Origin of the sequence: Kitasatospora sp. NPDC018058 (assembly GCF_044327205.1) — a bacterium.
In the GTDB taxonomy this organism is placed as follows: Bacteria; Actinomycetota; Actinomycetes; order Streptomycetales; family Streptomycetaceae; genus Kitasatospora.
Map to the genome: position 1 here is coordinate 57,591 of NZ_JBIRFA010000005.1, position 14,050 is coordinate 71,640.

Here is a 14,050-nt window from a genome sequence, read left to right on the forward strand (position 1 = left end):
CCCTGGATCCTCTCCGGTCCGATCCGACAGGATCCGAGGGCCGGGCCCTACGCCGCCACCAGCGCGGCCGGCCGCCGCCCGGCGTGCATCACGCTGAGGTTGGCCGCCAGCCGGACCGGGTCCTGGGCCAGCCAGAGCCGCAGCGCAGCGCCCAGTGCCGCGCTGGCGGACTCGATCCGGACGTCGGTGATCTGGGCGAGCCGGGCCGCACCGGGCACCAGCAGGTCGGCCAGCGCGGTCGGCAGCCAGACCGTCAGGGCGCACGGCGCGGGCGTGGCGAGGGCGCTCAGCAGCCGGTAGGCGTCCCCCGGCGCGCTGAGCGTGGGGATGATGTCCAGCAGAGCGTCGGCCACCACTTCGGACACGTCGCTCCGGTGTCCCTGGGCGAGCCGGCGGAGCAGCAGTTGCTCGGCGGCGTTGATTCGGACGGTCAGCATGACCTCGTCGCACTCCATTGCGCGATTTCCTCCTCGTTCCTCCCCGTACCGGCACGGACGGCCGGCACGAACTACCCCTGTCGCACCTCGGCCCGGCTACCTCCTGCGGAAAGCCGGGCCGGTGGGTGGGTGCCCCCGGTCAGATCCCCGCGTACGAGTGCTTGCCGGTGACGAAGATGTTCACGCCGTAGTAGTTGAAGAGCCAGCAGGCGAACGCCGCCAGCGCCAGGTACGCCGCCTTGCGGCCCTTCCAGCCGGCCGTCGCACGGGCGTGCAGGTAGCAGGCGTAGGCGACCCAGGTGATGAACGACCAGGTCTCCTTCGGGTCCCACTCCCAGTACTTGCCCCAGGCCGCCTCGGCCCAGATCGCGCCCGCGATGATGGTGAACGTCCAGAGCGGGAAGACCAGGGCGTTGATCCGGTAGGACAGCTTGTCGAACGTGGAGGCGGCGGGCAGCCGGCGCCAGATCGACGCCGAGGTGCCCATCGGACCGGTGGTCAGGCCGGCCGCCATGCGCTTGTCGAAGGAGTCCTTGCCGAGGTACAGCAGCGTGGCGATGAACGCCGCGTAGAAGGCGCCGCCGCAGAAGATCGCGGTGGAGACGTGGATCGCCAGCCACGGCGAGTGCAGCGCCGGGACGAGCTGCTCGGAGTCGGTGTACAGCACCGTGGTGGCGATGCCGAGGGTCAGCAGCCCGGCGAGCACCACCGGCAGGCCCAGCCAGCGGACCTTCCTCTTCGCGGCCAGCAGCACCAGGTAGGCGGCGGTCATCGCGAAGGCGAAGGCGCAGGAGAACTCGTACATGTTGCCCCACGGCCAGCGGGACACCGACAGGCCGCGGGCGACGATGCCGCCGCCGTGCAGCAGCAGCCCCAGGACGGTGAGCGAGACGGCGATCCGGCCGGCCAGGTCGGCCCGCTCGTTGGTGCCGGCCGCGCCCGGGCCGTCCTCCTCGTCCGCGCCGCGCCCGCTGGTGACCACCGTCGCGCCCTCGCCCGCCACGGCGGTGCGGGTGAGCGTGGTGGTGCCGCCGCCGGCCCCCGCCACGGTGACGGTGACCTTCTTCGCCGCCTTCTTCCCGGCCGCGGCGACGGTCTCCGCCAGACTGCCCGCCTGTTCCGTCGAGCGCACCGCGACGGCGCCCTTGCTGCCGAAGGTCCACTCGATCATGTGGGCGAACATGGCGAGCGTGTAGACCACCATCGCCGAATAGATCAGCTTGTTGGAGAGGTCGGCCAGCTGTGGGTCGACCGCCGAGGCGAGTTGCACCGTCTACTCCTTGGAGTTCTGGTCGGCAGGGACTGCGGGGTCTGAGGCCTCGGCCTCGGGGTCGTGGGGTGCTGCGTCGGCCTTGTCCGTTTCCTCGGCCTCGGACTCCTCGGAGGCTTCCTCGGCCTCGGATTCCTCGGAGGCCGGGGCGTCGTCCTGGAGGTCCACCGCGAGTTCGGCCAGCTCCTCGGCGATCTTCGCCGACTCGCTGCGGGCCAGACCGGCCAGCTCCACCTGGGTGCCGCCGCCCGGCAGGGCCACCGCCCGCACCCAGATCCGGCGGCGCTGGATGAACAGCGAGCCGATCAATCCGAGGATCGCCATGACGGCACCGGTCAGCGCGATCGCGTTGCCGGGGCGGTGCGAGATGTTGAGGCTCGCCCACCGCTTGTAGCCCTCGAAGGTGACGGTTCCGTAGCCGTCCGGCAGGGTCCAGCCCTGGCCCGGCTTGAGCTTGACCCTGGCGGGCTGGCCGTCCTGGGTCAGCTGGGTCATCTTCCGCATGTTGAGCTGGTAGATGTTCTGCGGCAGGCCGGAGTCGGTGCCGAGGTCGCCCGCGTAGGCGTTGAGCACCAGCATCGGCGCGGCGTCGTCGGGGAACAGCGAGATCGGGCCGGTGCCCTCGAAGTTCGCCGGGGCGGTCGGCAGGAAGAAACCGGAGAGACCCAGCTGGGTCCTGTTGCCGTCGGGCCCCACACCGTAGTCGGAGACCTTCACGACACCGGTGGAGGTCTCGTTGGCGTCCTGCGGCAGGAACGGCGTGGCGCCGCTGTAGACGACCTCGCCCTTGCCGTTGCGGACGGTGATGATCGGCGCGAAACCGTGGCCGCCGAGGAAGACCTTGCTACCGCCGATCTCCAGCGGGTGGTTGACCTCGATCTTGCCCTTCTTCACCTTCGAGGTGTCGGCACCTTCGGTGTACTCGACGTTCGCGGTGAACTCCCGGGCGGCGCCGATCTGGGAGCCGCTGGACTGGAACCGCGCGGTGAAGTCGTCGAGCTTCACGTAGAAGGGGTCGAGGTCATCGCTGCCGTAGAACCGCGAACCGGTGAAGTCGTCGAGCTGGGTGATGGTGTTGGAGTAACCCTCGCCCTCCACGATCAGCTTGCCGCCGGTGCCGGCGGCCAGGCTCGCCCAGGCGAAGCCGCCGAGCAGCGCGAACAGCGACAGGTGGAACAGCAGGTTGCCGACCTCGCGCAGGTAGCCCTTCTCGGCCGCGACCGCGCCGCCGGACAGGTTCGCCCGGAAGCCGCGCTTGCGCAGCAGCCGGTGGGCGGCGGCGTTCACCGTCTCGGCGTCCGCCTCGGTGCGCCAGACGGCGTGCACCGGCATCCGGGTCAGGTTGCTCGGCGCGGCCGGCGGCTGGGCCCGCAGCACGCCGACGAACTGCCAGGTGCGCGGGACGATGCAGCCGGCCAGCGAGACGAACAGCAGGATGTAGATCGCGGAGAACCAGACCGAGCTGTAGACGTCGAACAGCTGGAGCTTCTCGTAGATCGGCGCGACCGTGGTGTGCTGCGCCTTCCAGGTCTGCACCTTGAACTGGTTCTGGCCGTTCTGCGGGATCAGCGAGCCCGGGATGGCGGCCAGCGACAGCAGGAACAGCAGGATCAGGGCGACCCGCATCGAGGTCAGCTGGCGCCACATCCAGCGCGCCCAGCCGAACGCCCCTATGCCGGTCGGGCCCTCGGACTCGACCGGCGCGGTGCTGAGCCGCTCGGCGGCGGCGTCGTCCGGCGCCGGGGGCAGCTCGGTCTCGGTCGTGGTCTTGCTCACGGTCAGATTCCGATCCGGAAGTCGGCGGTCCAGGACTGCAGTTCGCTCATCATCGAGTCCCAGATCCCGGTGACGAGCAGCAGACCGACCGCGACGAGCATGCCGCCGCCGATCCGCATGACGAGCGGGTAGTGCCGCTTGACCCAGCCGAAGGCACCCAGCGCCCGGCGGAAGGCGACCGCGGCCAGGATGAACGGTACGCCGAGGCCCAGGCAGTAGAAGGTGGTCAGCAGCGCGCCACGCTGGGCGTCGGCCTGGTTGAGGGCCAGGTTCTGCACGGCGGTCAGGGTCGGGCCCATGCACGGGGTCCAGCCGACGCCGAAGACCACGCCCAGCATCGGGGCGCCCAGCAGGCCGACGGCCGGGCGGCGGTGCGAGCGCACCTCCAGCATGTTCAGGCCGGGGATCAGGCCCATGAAAGCCAGGCCCATCACGACGGTGAGCGAGCCCAGCACGATGCTGATCGGCCGCTTGTAGTCCTGGAGCTCCTGGCCGAAGAAGCCGAACAGCGCGCCGGTGGAGACGAAGACGGCGGTGAAGCCGAGGATGAACAGCACCACGCCGAGCAGCATCCGGCCGCGCTTCGAGCCGCGGGCGTCCGCGAGGTCGGCGGCGGAGAAGCCGGTCACGTACGACAGGTAGCCCGGCACCAGCGGCAGCACGCACGGCGAGAAGAACGACACCAGCCCGGCCGCGAGCGCGATCGGGGCCGCGACCAGCAGCGCCCCGCTCTGCACGGTCGAGGTGGTGTCGGCGAGTTGGAGGGGCAGGCTCACTGCTTCTGCTCCGCGACCACCGGCTGGAGGATCGACTCCAGCGCTTCCTGGGTGGTGCCGCCGACGGCGCGGGCGGCCAGCTTGCCGTCCCGGTCGACGATCAGGGTGGTCGGGATGGACTGCGGGTTGAGGCTGCCCTTGGGGAACTTGAGCAGCTGGGTGCCGGCCGGGTCGAAGAGGCTCGGGAAGGTGACGCCCTTCTCCTGCTCGAAGCGGATGGCGTTGGTCTTGTCGGAGTCCCGGGTGTTGACGCCGAGGAACTGGACGTCCTTGTCCTTGTACTCGTCCGCGACGGCCTGGAGGTTCTTCGCCTCCTCCCGGCACGGCCCGCACCAGGAGCCCCAGACGTTCAGCACCACGACCTTGCCGCGGTAGTCGGAGAGCTTGACCGGGTTGCCCTCCAGGGTCTCCCCGGAGATGTCCGGCGCGTCCCCGCGCTTGCCGGCGTCCGCCTTCGACAGGTTGGTCCCCTTGACGGTGACGAAGCCCACCTGGCCGTCACCGCTGCTCGACGAGCCCGAGGAGGAACAGCCGGTGAGGACGAGCGCAGCGGCGGCGACGGTGGCAGCGGCTGCGGCGACACGGGGACGGGGGCGCGTCATGGCAGACATGTGAAAAGTTTCGCATGGAGTTCCAGGCCGGTTCGCCGGGGTCCTGCCTTGCGCGTCGCACCCCCTCTGACCTGCGACGGAAGCGGGCCACCCGACGGTCGCCGGGTGGCCCGAAGCCATACTTACCCAGGGCTTACGCGCGGTCGCGCGGGCCCGTACGCGCGGTCGCGCGGACTCAGGCCCCGAAGCTCAGGCTCCGAAGCTCTTGCCCACCGGCTTGCCCACCGGCTTGCCCTTGCCGCCCTTGCCGACCAGGTGCGCCGGCAGCAGGTCGCGGGCCGGCTCGCGGTAGCCGACCGAGACGATCCGGTCGCCCTCGAAGGTGAAGCTGGTCAGCGAGGCCAGCGAGCACTGCCGACGGCGCGGGTCGTGCCAGAGCCGGCGGCGCTCCACGAAGGAGCGGACGATCCAGATCGGCAGCTGGTGGCTGACGCAGACCGCCTCGTGCCCGCGGGCGGCGTCCCGGGCGGCGCCGAGCGCGCCCATCATCCGCACCACCTGGTCGAGGTACGGCTCGCCCCAGGAGGGCTTGAACGGGTTGGTGAGGTACTTCCAGTAGCCGGGGTTGCGCAGCGAGCCGTCGCCGACGCCGAAGGTCTTGCCCTCGAAGATGTTCTCCGCCTCGATCAGCCGGCCGTCCACCGCGAGGTCCAGGCCGTGCGCCTTGGCGATCGGCGCGGCGGTCTCCTGGGCGCGCTCCAGCGGGGAGGCCACCACGTGGGTGATGTCCCGGCCGGCCAGGTCCTCGGCGACCCGGTCGGCCATCTCCCGGCCCAGCTCGGACAGGTGGTAGTCGGGCAGCCGCCCGTACAGGACGCCCTCCGGGTTGTGCACCTCACCGTGGCGCATCAGGTGGACGACGGTGATCTCTTTGGCGCTCACTTCTCAACTGCTCCTGGGGCTCGGGGTGGACTCAGGCCGTGGCGGCGGCAGCGGCGCGCGCGGCGGCCGGCAGGGCGGCGGCGATCCGCTCGATCGCCCGCGCGTCGTGGGCCGCCGAGACGAACCAGGACTCGAAGGCGGACGGCGGCAGGTAGACGCCCTCGGCCAGCATCGCGTGGAAGAAGGCGGTGAAACGGTACGCCTCCTGGGTCCGGGCCTCGTCGTAGTTCGTGACCGGAGCCTCGGTGAAGAACACCGAGAACATGTTCCCGGCGGTCTGCAGCCGGTGCGCCACGCCCTCCTTGGTGAGCGCCTCGGACACCAGGCCGGAGACCTCGGCGGCGACCTCGTCCACCGTCGCGTACACCTCGTCGGTGCAGCCGCGCAGCTGGGCCAGACCCGCCGCGGTGGCGACCGGGTTCCCGGACAGGGTGCCCGCCTGGTAGACCGGGCCGGCCGGGGCCAGGTGCGCCATCACGTCGGCACGGCCGCCGAAGGCCGCGGCCGGGAAGCCGCCGCCCATGACCTTGCCGAAGGTCAGCAGGTCCGGCGCCCAGCCCTCGTTCGCCGCCTCCAGGCCGTACCAGCCGGCCTTGGAGACGCGGAAGCCGGTCATCACCTCGTCGGAGACGAACAGCGCGCCGTTGTCCCGGCAGAGCCGGGCCAGGCCCGCGTTGAAGCCGGGCAGCGGCGGGACGACGCCCATGTTGCCGGGCGAGGCCTCGGTGATCACGCAGGCGATCTCGCCCGGGTGGGCGGCGAAGGCCTGCTCGACGGCGGCCAGGTCGTTGTACGGCAGCACGATGGTGTCGCCGGCCTGGGCGCCGGTGACGCCCGGGGTGTCCGGCAGCCCGAAGGTGGCCACACCGGAACCGGCGGCGGCCAGCAGAGCGTCCACGTGACCGTGGTAGCAACCGGCGAACTTGACCACCTTCGCCCGGCCGGTGAAGCCGCGGGCGAGCCGGATCGCGGACATGGTGGCCTCGGTGCCGGAGGAGACCAGGCGGACCTGCTCGACCGGGGCGATCCGGGAGACGATCTCCTCGGCCAGCTCGACCTCGCCCTGGCCGGGCGTGCCGAAGGAGGTGCCGCGGGCGACCGCCTGCTGGACGGCGTCGATCACGGCGGGGTGCGCGTGGCCGAGGATCATCGGACCCCACGAGCACACCAGGTCGACGTACTCACGGCCGTCGGCGTCGGTGAGGTAGGGGCCGGTGCCGGACACCATGAAGCGCGGCGTGCCGCCGACCGCGCGGAAGGCGCGCACCGGGGAGTTGACGCCGCCGGGCGTGACCACGGAGGCGCGAGCGAACAGCGACTGGGACTGGGGGGCTTCGTAGGGGTAGCTCACGGGAGACATGGTCTCAAATCGTGTCCTTGAGCTCTGCATGTCCGGCCCGATCATCTGGAACGATGATCCGGGCACCGTTGTCTGTACGGTTGTCCGTGACGGTTGTCCGTGACGGGTTGTCCGTACGGACGGGGCCGCTGGCTGCCCCGGAGCACGGAGCAGTCAGACTGTGCACACAGAGTGCGCGAGCGCTCCGGTTGTGTGCAGGGGTGTGGAGAGGACTGCTGTCGGCCGCGAGTGGGTAGGGCCCGCGAGTGGGTACGGCGGCGCATGACGGGTAAGGAGCACGTCCGGAGGGACGCCGGGCGTGCGGGGGTCTGTCGATTCCGGCGAATTCCGGTGAGGATGGTCCGAGTGTCCGAGGCGCAGGACGGCTACGACGAGGCCGCGGGGGGCTCCCGCAGGCCCGCCGAGGCCGCACGCGGGGGTACGGGAGCGGGTACGGGTCGTGGTCGTCGCGGCGGCGAGAGGCGGGGTGAGGGACGCGTGGGGGTGACGTACAAGTACTTCGGCGCACCGGACCGCGCCACCGCCGCCAGAGTCCCCACCGCGCTCGGCCCGGGCGGTCTCGGCCTGGACGCCGGCGAACTCGGCGCGCTGGGCCGGCTCGGTGACCTGATGGAGACCAGCGGCTCCCCCACCGGCCACCTCTCCACCAAGATCAAGCCGGAGACCATGAGCGCCATGGTCCTCACCGGCATCCAGGGCGTCCCGCTGCACCAGGTCCCGCCGCTGGAACTCGTCGTGCTGCACCCCGACTACGCCGTCGTCCAGCTCCCGCACAACGTGGTCGAACCGCTCCGCAAGGCCGACGAGACCGAGCTCGGCGCGGCCGCCTTCATCTGGTCCACCGTCCCGGACCGGCGCGGGCCGCGCGACGCCTTCGTGATCTACAGCATGCTGCACGAGTGGCAGGACTTCGCCAACCGGCTGCACGACGCCGGGCACCAGCTGTACTGCCTGGTCTGGCCGTAACGGCGGCACCGAACCGCCCTTGGCCTCCCATCAGCTTCCGGTGGGAGGCCTTCCGTACGCACAGCGGCCGCCGCGCGGGAGAGGAGAGCCGCGACGGGCCGCGGTACGGAAATGGGCCGCCGCCCTCGCGCGGGGGTTCGCGAGGGCGGCGGCCCGACCGGCCGGAACCCGCTGTCGGCAGGCTCCGCCGGTGGAATGTGGTGTCCGGTCAGCCGGAGCCGCCCCATCGGGGCGAGCGGCCGGGGTCGGCCCGATCGACCGGGCCGGAGCGGTGCGGTCGGCGGGCGAGGAACTCGGCAACCCGTCTCAGCACGTCGTTGGCCGAGCGGAGTTCCTCGATCTCGGACTCCAGTCGAGCGATGCGTCGGGCGTGGGCCTCACACATGCCGTCCTCCTCCGGCTCGGACATCGACTACCCGGCTATCCCTTGACGTTCCGTCGGGCCGACCCCACCAGGAACACCACCGCGAGCATCGCCGCGGACAGTGCCACGATCAGCAGCGGGCTGGGACCGGCCGGCCTGCCGTTCACCCGGACCGCGCCCATGAAGTCCAGCGCCGCCACGTTGTTGACGAGGATGTACCAGATCGGCAGGTAGATCGCCTGGAAGACCCGGTGGGTACGGCTCAGCACGCCCAACGACATGGCGAGCGAGGGGATGAACAGCACGCCCCCGAACCAGCAGGCCACGCCCGGGCCGTCACCCGCCACCAGCATCCGCACCAGCGGGGCGACGCCCATCACCGCGGTGAGCACCAGCCCGGACGCCCACTCGGCCAGCAACCTGCGCCGGGCCGCCGGGTAGGCGCCCAGCAGCACCTCCAGGCCGTTCTCGACCTGCTGGCTGCCCAGCCTCGACCAGATCAGCACCGGCCACAGCCAGACACCGGGCAGCAGCATGCCGGTCACGGTGTCCATCGGCAGCGCGAAGCCGGCCACGGTGAGCGCGCCGGCCACCGCCCACCACCAGGGCGAGACGCCCTGCAGCAGGATCCGGACCTCGCCGACCAGCAGGCGCCCGAAGGCTCCGGCCCGGGTCGGCGCGGTCTGCGGGAGCTCACCCGGGGCAGTGGACCAGGTGGCGGCCGGGGCCGGCTCCGGCCCGGCGGTGGCGAAGGGATCGGCCGCCGCGGGAGCGGACTCCCCGTCCGCCGCCGCCTTGGCCGGGACCAGCGAGCCGGCCGCGCGGGCCGGGTCGAACCGGCCGAACCAGAGCGTCGGCAGCAGGGCGACGGCGCAGGCCAGCAGGACCAGCACCACCCGGCCGAGGACGAAGCCGCCGGACGGGTCGAAGCCGTCCCAGGCGAAGGTGCCCAACGGCTTGCTCACCTTGGTCAGGCCCAGGCTGAACCCGCCCTCGGCGGACCGCAGGTGCTGGTTCCCCATCGCCGCGTTCAGCGACTGCGCGACCTGGTGCACGCCGAGGCCGCCGAACGGCGCGGAGCCGGACTGGCCGCCAATCGAGATCACCAGGGCCAGCACGAACCAGACCATGTTCCCGAAGCCGGCCCGCAGCAGCGGCACCGTCTCGAACAGGATCGCGGCCGCGGCGGTCAGTGCCATCACCGGCAGCGAGAGCAGCACGAACGGCTCGACCAGGGCGACCGGGTCGACCGAGCGGTTCTCGCCGCGGGCCAGCTGCATCACCAGCGCGGTGACCGCCAGCACACCGGTCATCGAGGCGAGCACCAGCAGGTTGCTCAGGAACTTGGCGAACAGGTAGCTCGACGTCCGCAGCGGGGTGGCGGCGAGGATCTGGCCGACCCGGCTGGTCTCGTCCCGCGCGATACCGCTGCGCACCACGTAGAAGCCGCCGAAGGTGAGCCAGAGCGCCCCGGCGAGGGCGGTGACCGCGCCGACGTAGGCGCTGTTGTAGATGCCCCGGTTGCCGCCGACGTCCATGATCACCCAGGTGCTGTTCACGTTCGGGACGGCCAGGTAGCCGAGCCCGATCGCGGCCAGCAGGGTCACCGCGTACGCCGGTCGACGCACCCGGTCGCGGAAATCGCCGACCGCCAGCCCGGCAAGCGCGCGCACGTTCACCACCGCACCGCCTGCTGCTCGGCCGGGGTCCGCTCGGCGGGCCGGTGGATGATGCCCAGGTAGGCGTCTTCGAGGTCGGGCGAGACCCGGACCGCGTCCTGGGTCGGCGGGGCGGGGGCGAGCAGCCGCAGCCGCACCCCGTTCGCGGTCCGCACCATGCGGCTGACCACGTGCCGGGCCTGCACGGTCGGCACCTCGGCGGGGGCCACCATGACCTCCCAGACCTGCCCGTCGATCTCCCGGAGCAGCTCGTCGGGGGCGCCGCGGCGCAGCAGGCGGCCCTGGGCGACCACGGCGATGTCGGAGGCGACCGACTCGACGTCGGAGACGATGTGGGTGGAGAGCATCACCACCCGGTCGGCCGCGAGGTCGCTGAGCAGGTTGCGGAAGCGCACCCGCTCCTCCGGGTCGAGGCCGGCCGTCGGCTCGTCGACCACGATCACCTTGGGGTCGGCCAGCAGGGCCTGGGCGATGCCGACCCGGCGGAGCATGCCGCCGGAGTATTTGCCGAGCGGGCGCTTGACCGCCTCGGTGAGGTTCACCAGCTGGATCAGCTCGTCGATCCGGGCCCGGGCGGAGCGTGCGGAGAGGCCCTTGGCGGCCGCCAGGTAGGACAGGAACTCCCGCGAGGTCAGGTTCGGGTACACCCCGAAGTCCTGCGGCAGATAGCCGAGTTCGCGACGCAGCCGGTCCGGGTTGGCGACCACGTCGGTCCCCTCGTAGCGGACCTGGCCGCTGGTGGGCTTGGTGACCGTGGACACGATCCGCATGAGCGAGGACTTGCCGGCGCCGTTGGGCCCCAGCAGGCCCAGCATTCCCGGGTTCAGGTGCATCGTCATGCCGTCGACGGCGCGCTTGCCGCCCTTGTACACCTTGGTGATGTCGATCAGTTCGAGCATTGTCGTCTTCTTCCCCGTCGGACCGGTCGGTCTCAGCCCTTCAGATCCGTCTCTTTGCCGTCGCGCGTCACGGCGACGCTGCGCGGGACCTCCACCCGGAACTTGGCGTCACAGTTGGCCAAGCCGGTGCACCGCGCCTGGAGTTCGAGCGTTCCGTTCTCCAACTGCCAGGTCTCCTCGGTGTCACCCACCTTGGAGCCCTTGTCGAACCAGCGGGTGACCTTGACGTCCTTGCGGTCGGCCGGGACGAGGTCGGTGGGGATGCCGTGCGACTTGACGTTCAGGGACTTGCCGCTGAACTCGAAGGTCTTGTCCTCGGGCTTGGCGTCCCCGGCCTTGGCGCAGCCGGTCAGTGGAACGAGGGCGGCGACGGCGAGGGCGAGCAGGGCGGGTACGGCTTTCTTGCGCGAGACCACCGGTTCCTCCGGGAGGCTGGGATTGGGCACGGTTGAGAGCCTCGCCGATCCGCGGCCCGCTGCCATCTGCCGTTCGGCAGATATTGCCGACCCGGATGAGCCGACCGGTCAGGCCCTACCGGGTCGGTCGGGCCCGACCGGGTCGGGGCGCAGCGGCAGCACGCCGCGGACGCGCCAGCCCCCGGCGTGCGGGCCGGCGGCCAGGTTGCCGCCGAGGGTGGTGATCCGCTCGGCCAGGGCGGCCAGGCCGGTACCGCCGCCACCGGGACGGCGGGCCGCCAGGCCGCCGGAGCCGCGCTGCCGTCCGCTGTCGGTCACGGTGACCCGCAGGGCGGGTCCGGGGGTGCGGACCACCTCCACGTCCAGCCGGCCGGCGCTCGGGGCGTGTCGGCGGATGTTCGTCAGCGCCTCCAGGACGACCCGGTAGGCGGCGTCCTCGATCTCCCGCGGCGCCGTCCCGGCCAGGCCCGGTTCCAGGTCGAGTACGCCGCCGACCGGGCCGGAGGCCAGGAAGCGGTCGACCAGCTCGGGCAGGTCGGCGAGGCCGTGGACCCTGGTCGGCGGCGGTTCGGCGGCAACCGGCGCCTCCGGGTCCCGCAGGGTCTGCAGGGTGTGGTCCATCGAGTCCAGCGCTCGCAGGCCGGCCGCCTCCAGCCGACCCAACAGTTCCCTGACCTGCTCCTCGTCGTACGTGCTGACCTGGGCGGCCTGCACCTCCAGCAGGATGCCGGTCACCTCGTGGGCGACGAAGTCGTGGAGGTCCCTCGCCACTTCGAGCCGCTGCTCCCGGCGGGCCCGCTGGACCGCGCGGGCCCGGCGGTCGTCGTTCGCCCGCAGGTAGAGCCCGACGCCCACGGCGCAGGCCGCCGGGAACATCGCCATCGCGACGGCGACCACGGAAGGCGCGAGCACCGCCTGTGGCAGCCGGAGGGTGAAGCGCAGTGGGAGCGCCATCAGCGCCAGGGTCAGCGCCGAGCCGACCAGCGCCGCGCGGCGGACGTCCGCCCGCCGGATCACCCGCCCGACCAGCACCAGCATGGACGCGAACTCGAACGGGAGCCACGGCAGCACGAGCCCCTGCCGGCCGGGGTAGCCGATGTCGGCGGCGAGCGACAGCATCGCGACCAGGCCGGCCGCCAGGACCGGGGAGACCGGGACCGGCGGTCGGCGCAGGATCGCGACCGCCATCGCCAGGACGGCGACGAGGGCCACGATCCACGTACTCGGTGGGGCGATCGCCGCCGGAGCCGCGACCAGGAACGTCGCCGTCGCGCACACCGTGCGGCGGCGATGCGAGTCAGGCATCAGTTCGGTCTGCACGGGGCCGAGCCTACGCACGGCGCAGGACCGGTGCGGCCCCATGCAGATGACCGACAATCAGACATCTGCCGTTCGACAGATCTTTCGGACGCGCGCGGACGGCACAATAGCCGGACGGGCGGTCACACCGTCTCGCCCACCGGGGTCGGCGTCGGACCCGGTACGGGCCGGGGCCGGGACCAGCGGCGTTTGGCCGGCCGCTCCACCAGGACGTTCATCACCCAGGCCAGCAGCAGCGACAGCAGGAAGGCGGCGACGATGAGTGCGATGCCGGCCGGCATGCCGTAGTTGGGGCCGACCAGGTCGCCGTCCTTCTCCACGGCGCCCAGGGCCAGGTGACCGTACTTGAGCACCAGGTTGTGCAACAGATAGAAGGCGAAGGAGAGTTCGCCCAGGCGGACGACGATGCGATGGTTCAGCACGGTGCGCCGACCGGCCATGTCGGCGACGGCGAGGGAGGCGGTGAGCAGACCGATCGGGATCACGGTGGCGGCGCTCATCCGGTACAGGTAAGGCAGTTGCTGTCCGACCCAGTAACCGACCACCACGAGCGGGGCGGCCACGTACGGCCGCATCCAGGTGATCCAGCGGTCGGTCAGGACGATCCGCGCCAGCAGCATGCCGAGCAGGCACTCCACCATGCGGGCCAGCGGGAAGAAGTACACCAGCCAGTACTGGTCGATCGACACCCCGAAGAGCGGCATCGGCCGGTCGTCGTGGACGAAGTTCTGGGCCACCGCCGGCACCAGGACGGTGACCAGCACACAGGCGCCGGCCCAGAACCAGAGCAGACCCGGCCGGATGCGCTGGACCAGCCGGTACAGCAGGGGGAAGAGCGCGTAGACGGCCAGGTCCACCGAGAGCGACCAGGTGACGGAGTTGCCGATGTCGAAGTAGGCCGGGTCGGGTATCCAGGCCTGGAGCAGCAGGGCCTGGGCTCCGAGCCCCTTCCAGTCGGGCAGGTCGGTGTAGTGGCTGATCAGCAGGATCGCCACCACCAGGGCGACCAGGTGGTTGGGGTAGACCCTGAAGAGCCGCCGACGCCAGAATCTCCCGGCCCCGTCGGCCGGGCGGTACGACCAGGTGAGCACGAAGCCGCTGAGGACGAAGAAGTACGAGACCGCGACGTGTCCGGAGGTGCCGAGACTGTTCAGGAAGCCCCAGTCCGCCTCGGTGTCGCTGAAGATTCCCTCCAGTGAGCTGTGGAAGAGGAAGACCGGAATCATCGCGAGGAACCGGAGACCGGTCAGTGAATCCAGATGGATTCCGCTTTGTCGATTGAGCATGGGATGCC

Annotated in this window: 14 protein-coding genes; 1 reads left to right on the top strand and 13 read right to left on the bottom strand. The window is 71.5% G+C overall.

What is annotated here, in order from left to right; genetic code table 11:
* Positions 1-47: 47 nt before the first annotated feature.
* The 7 genes from ACH4E7_RS08755 to hemL form a co-directional block, all read right to left on the bottom strand.
* On the bottom strand, positions 48-455 hold the full coding sequence (locus tag ACH4E7_RS08755; protein WP_396248287.1) for a hypothetical protein: 408 nt from the start codon (positions 453-455) through the stop codon (positions 48-50).
* A gap of 121 nt (positions 456-576) precedes the next feature.
* Positions 577-1,707 (bottom strand): c-type cytochrome biogenesis protein CcsB, encoded by a 1,131-nt coding sequence (gene ccsB, locus ACH4E7_RS08760; protein ID WP_396248288.1) that lies wholly within the window; start codon positions 1,705-1,707, stop codon positions 577-579.
* A 3-nt stretch (positions 1,708-1,710) separates the two neighbouring features.
* A complete protein-coding gene (locus tag ACH4E7_RS08765) occupies positions 1,711-3,489 on the bottom strand; it encodes a cytochrome c biogenesis protein ResB (RefSeq protein ID WP_396248511.1) in 1,779 nt (592 codons plus the stop codon).
* Positions 3,486-4,259: a cytochrome c biogenesis CcdA family protein gene (locus ACH4E7_RS08770; protein ID WP_396248289.1), complete on the bottom strand. Its 774-nt coding sequence runs from the start codon at positions 4,257-4,259 to the stop codon at positions 3,486-3,488. Before ACH4E7_RS08770 ends, ACH4E7_RS08765 begins: the two co-directional genes overlap by 4 nt.
* On the bottom strand, positions 4,256-4,870 hold the full coding sequence (locus tag ACH4E7_RS08775) for a TlpA family protein disulfide reductase (protein WP_396248290.1): 615 nt from the start codon (positions 4,868-4,870) through the stop codon (positions 4,256-4,258). Before ACH4E7_RS08775 ends, ACH4E7_RS08770 begins: the two co-directional genes overlap by 4 nt.
* A gap of 189 nt (positions 4,871-5,059) precedes the next feature.
* Positions 5,060-5,719 carry a histidine phosphatase family protein gene (locus ACH4E7_RS08780; protein WP_396248512.1) on the bottom strand — a complete coding sequence of 220 codons (660 nt, stop codon included), beginning with the start codon at positions 5,717-5,719 and terminating at the stop codon, positions 5,060-5,062.
* 64 nt (positions 5,720-5,783) lie between these two features.
* Positions 5,784-7,112 carry a glutamate-1-semialdehyde 2,1-aminomutase gene (hemL, locus tag ACH4E7_RS08785; RefSeq protein WP_396248291.1) on the bottom strand — a complete coding sequence of 443 codons (1,329 nt, stop codon included), beginning with the start codon at positions 7,110-7,112 and terminating at the stop codon, positions 5,784-5,786.
* 483 nt (positions 7,113-7,595) lie between these two features.
* Here hemL and ACH4E7_RS08790 point away from each other — a divergent pair, with 483 nt between their 5' ends.
* Positions 7,596-8,078 (top strand): hypothetical protein, encoded by a 483-nt coding sequence (locus ACH4E7_RS08790; RefSeq protein WP_350507657.1) that lies wholly within the window; start codon positions 7,596-7,598, stop codon positions 8,076-8,078.
* A 208-nt stretch (positions 8,079-8,286) separates the two neighbouring features.
* Here the strand turns inward: ACH4E7_RS08790 and ACH4E7_RS08795 are convergent, their stop codons facing one another.
* From ACH4E7_RS08795 to ACH4E7_RS08820, 6 genes are all read right to left on the bottom strand, one after another.
* The gene (locus tag ACH4E7_RS08795) at positions 8,287-8,487 is read right to left on the bottom strand and encodes a hypothetical protein (protein ID WP_396248292.1); all 201 of its coding nucleotides are present in this window, start codon (positions 8,485-8,487) and stop codon (positions 8,287-8,289) included.
* 11 nt (positions 8,488-8,498) lie between these two features.
* Positions 8,499-10,121, bottom strand: a complete 1,623-nt coding sequence (locus ACH4E7_RS08800) for a hypothetical protein (protein ID WP_396248513.1) — start codon at positions 10,119-10,121, stop codon at positions 8,499-8,501.
* On the bottom strand, positions 10,118-11,020 hold the full coding sequence (locus tag ACH4E7_RS08805) for an ABC transporter ATP-binding protein (RefSeq protein WP_396248293.1): 903 nt from the start codon (positions 11,018-11,020) through the stop codon (positions 10,118-10,120). Before ACH4E7_RS08805 ends, ACH4E7_RS08800 begins: the two co-directional genes overlap by 4 nt.
* A gap of 32 nt (positions 11,021-11,052) precedes the next feature.
* A complete protein-coding gene (locus ACH4E7_RS08810) occupies positions 11,053-11,466 on the bottom strand; it encodes a hypothetical protein (protein ID WP_396248294.1) in 414 nt (137 codons plus the stop codon).
* Between the two features lie 78 nt (positions 11,467-11,544).
* On the bottom strand, positions 11,545-12,756 hold the full coding sequence (locus tag ACH4E7_RS08815; RefSeq protein ID WP_396248295.1) for a sensor histidine kinase: 1,212 nt from the start codon (positions 12,754-12,756) through the stop codon (positions 11,545-11,547).
* Between the two features lie 122 nt (positions 12,757-12,878).
* A complete protein-coding gene (locus tag ACH4E7_RS08820) occupies positions 12,879-14,042 on the bottom strand; it encodes an acyltransferase family protein (RefSeq protein WP_396248296.1) in 1,164 nt (387 codons plus the stop codon).
* Positions 14,043-14,050: the final 8 nt, after the last annotated feature.

Coding starts and splice junctions, on each gene's coding strand:
- ACH4E7_RS08775 (WP_396248290.1), bottom strand. CDS start 4,870: ATGTCTGCCATGACGCGCCCCCGTCCCCGTGTCGCCGCAGCCGCTGCC.
- hemL (WP_396248291.1), bottom strand. CDS start 7,112: ATGTCTCCCGTGAGCTACCCCTACGAAGCCCCCCAGTCCCAGTCGCTG.
- ACH4E7_RS08805 (WP_396248293.1), bottom strand. CDS start 11,020: ATGCTCGAACTGATCGACATCACCAAGGTGTACAAGGGCGGCAAGCGC.
- ACH4E7_RS08755 (WP_396248287.1), bottom strand. CDS start 455: ATGGAGTGCGACGAGGTCATGCTGACCGTCCGAATCAACGCCGCCGAG.
- ACH4E7_RS08795 (WP_396248292.1), bottom strand. CDS start 8,487: ATGTCCGAGCCGGAGGAGGACGGCATGTGTGAGGCCCACGCCCGACGC.
- ACH4E7_RS08820 (WP_396248296.1), bottom strand. CDS start 14,042: ATGCTCAATCGACAAAGCGGAATCCATCTGGATTCACTGACCGGTCTC.
- ACH4E7_RS08780 (WP_396248512.1), bottom strand. CDS start 5,719: ATGCGCCACGGTGAGGTGCACAACCCGGAGGGCGTCCTGTACGGGCGG.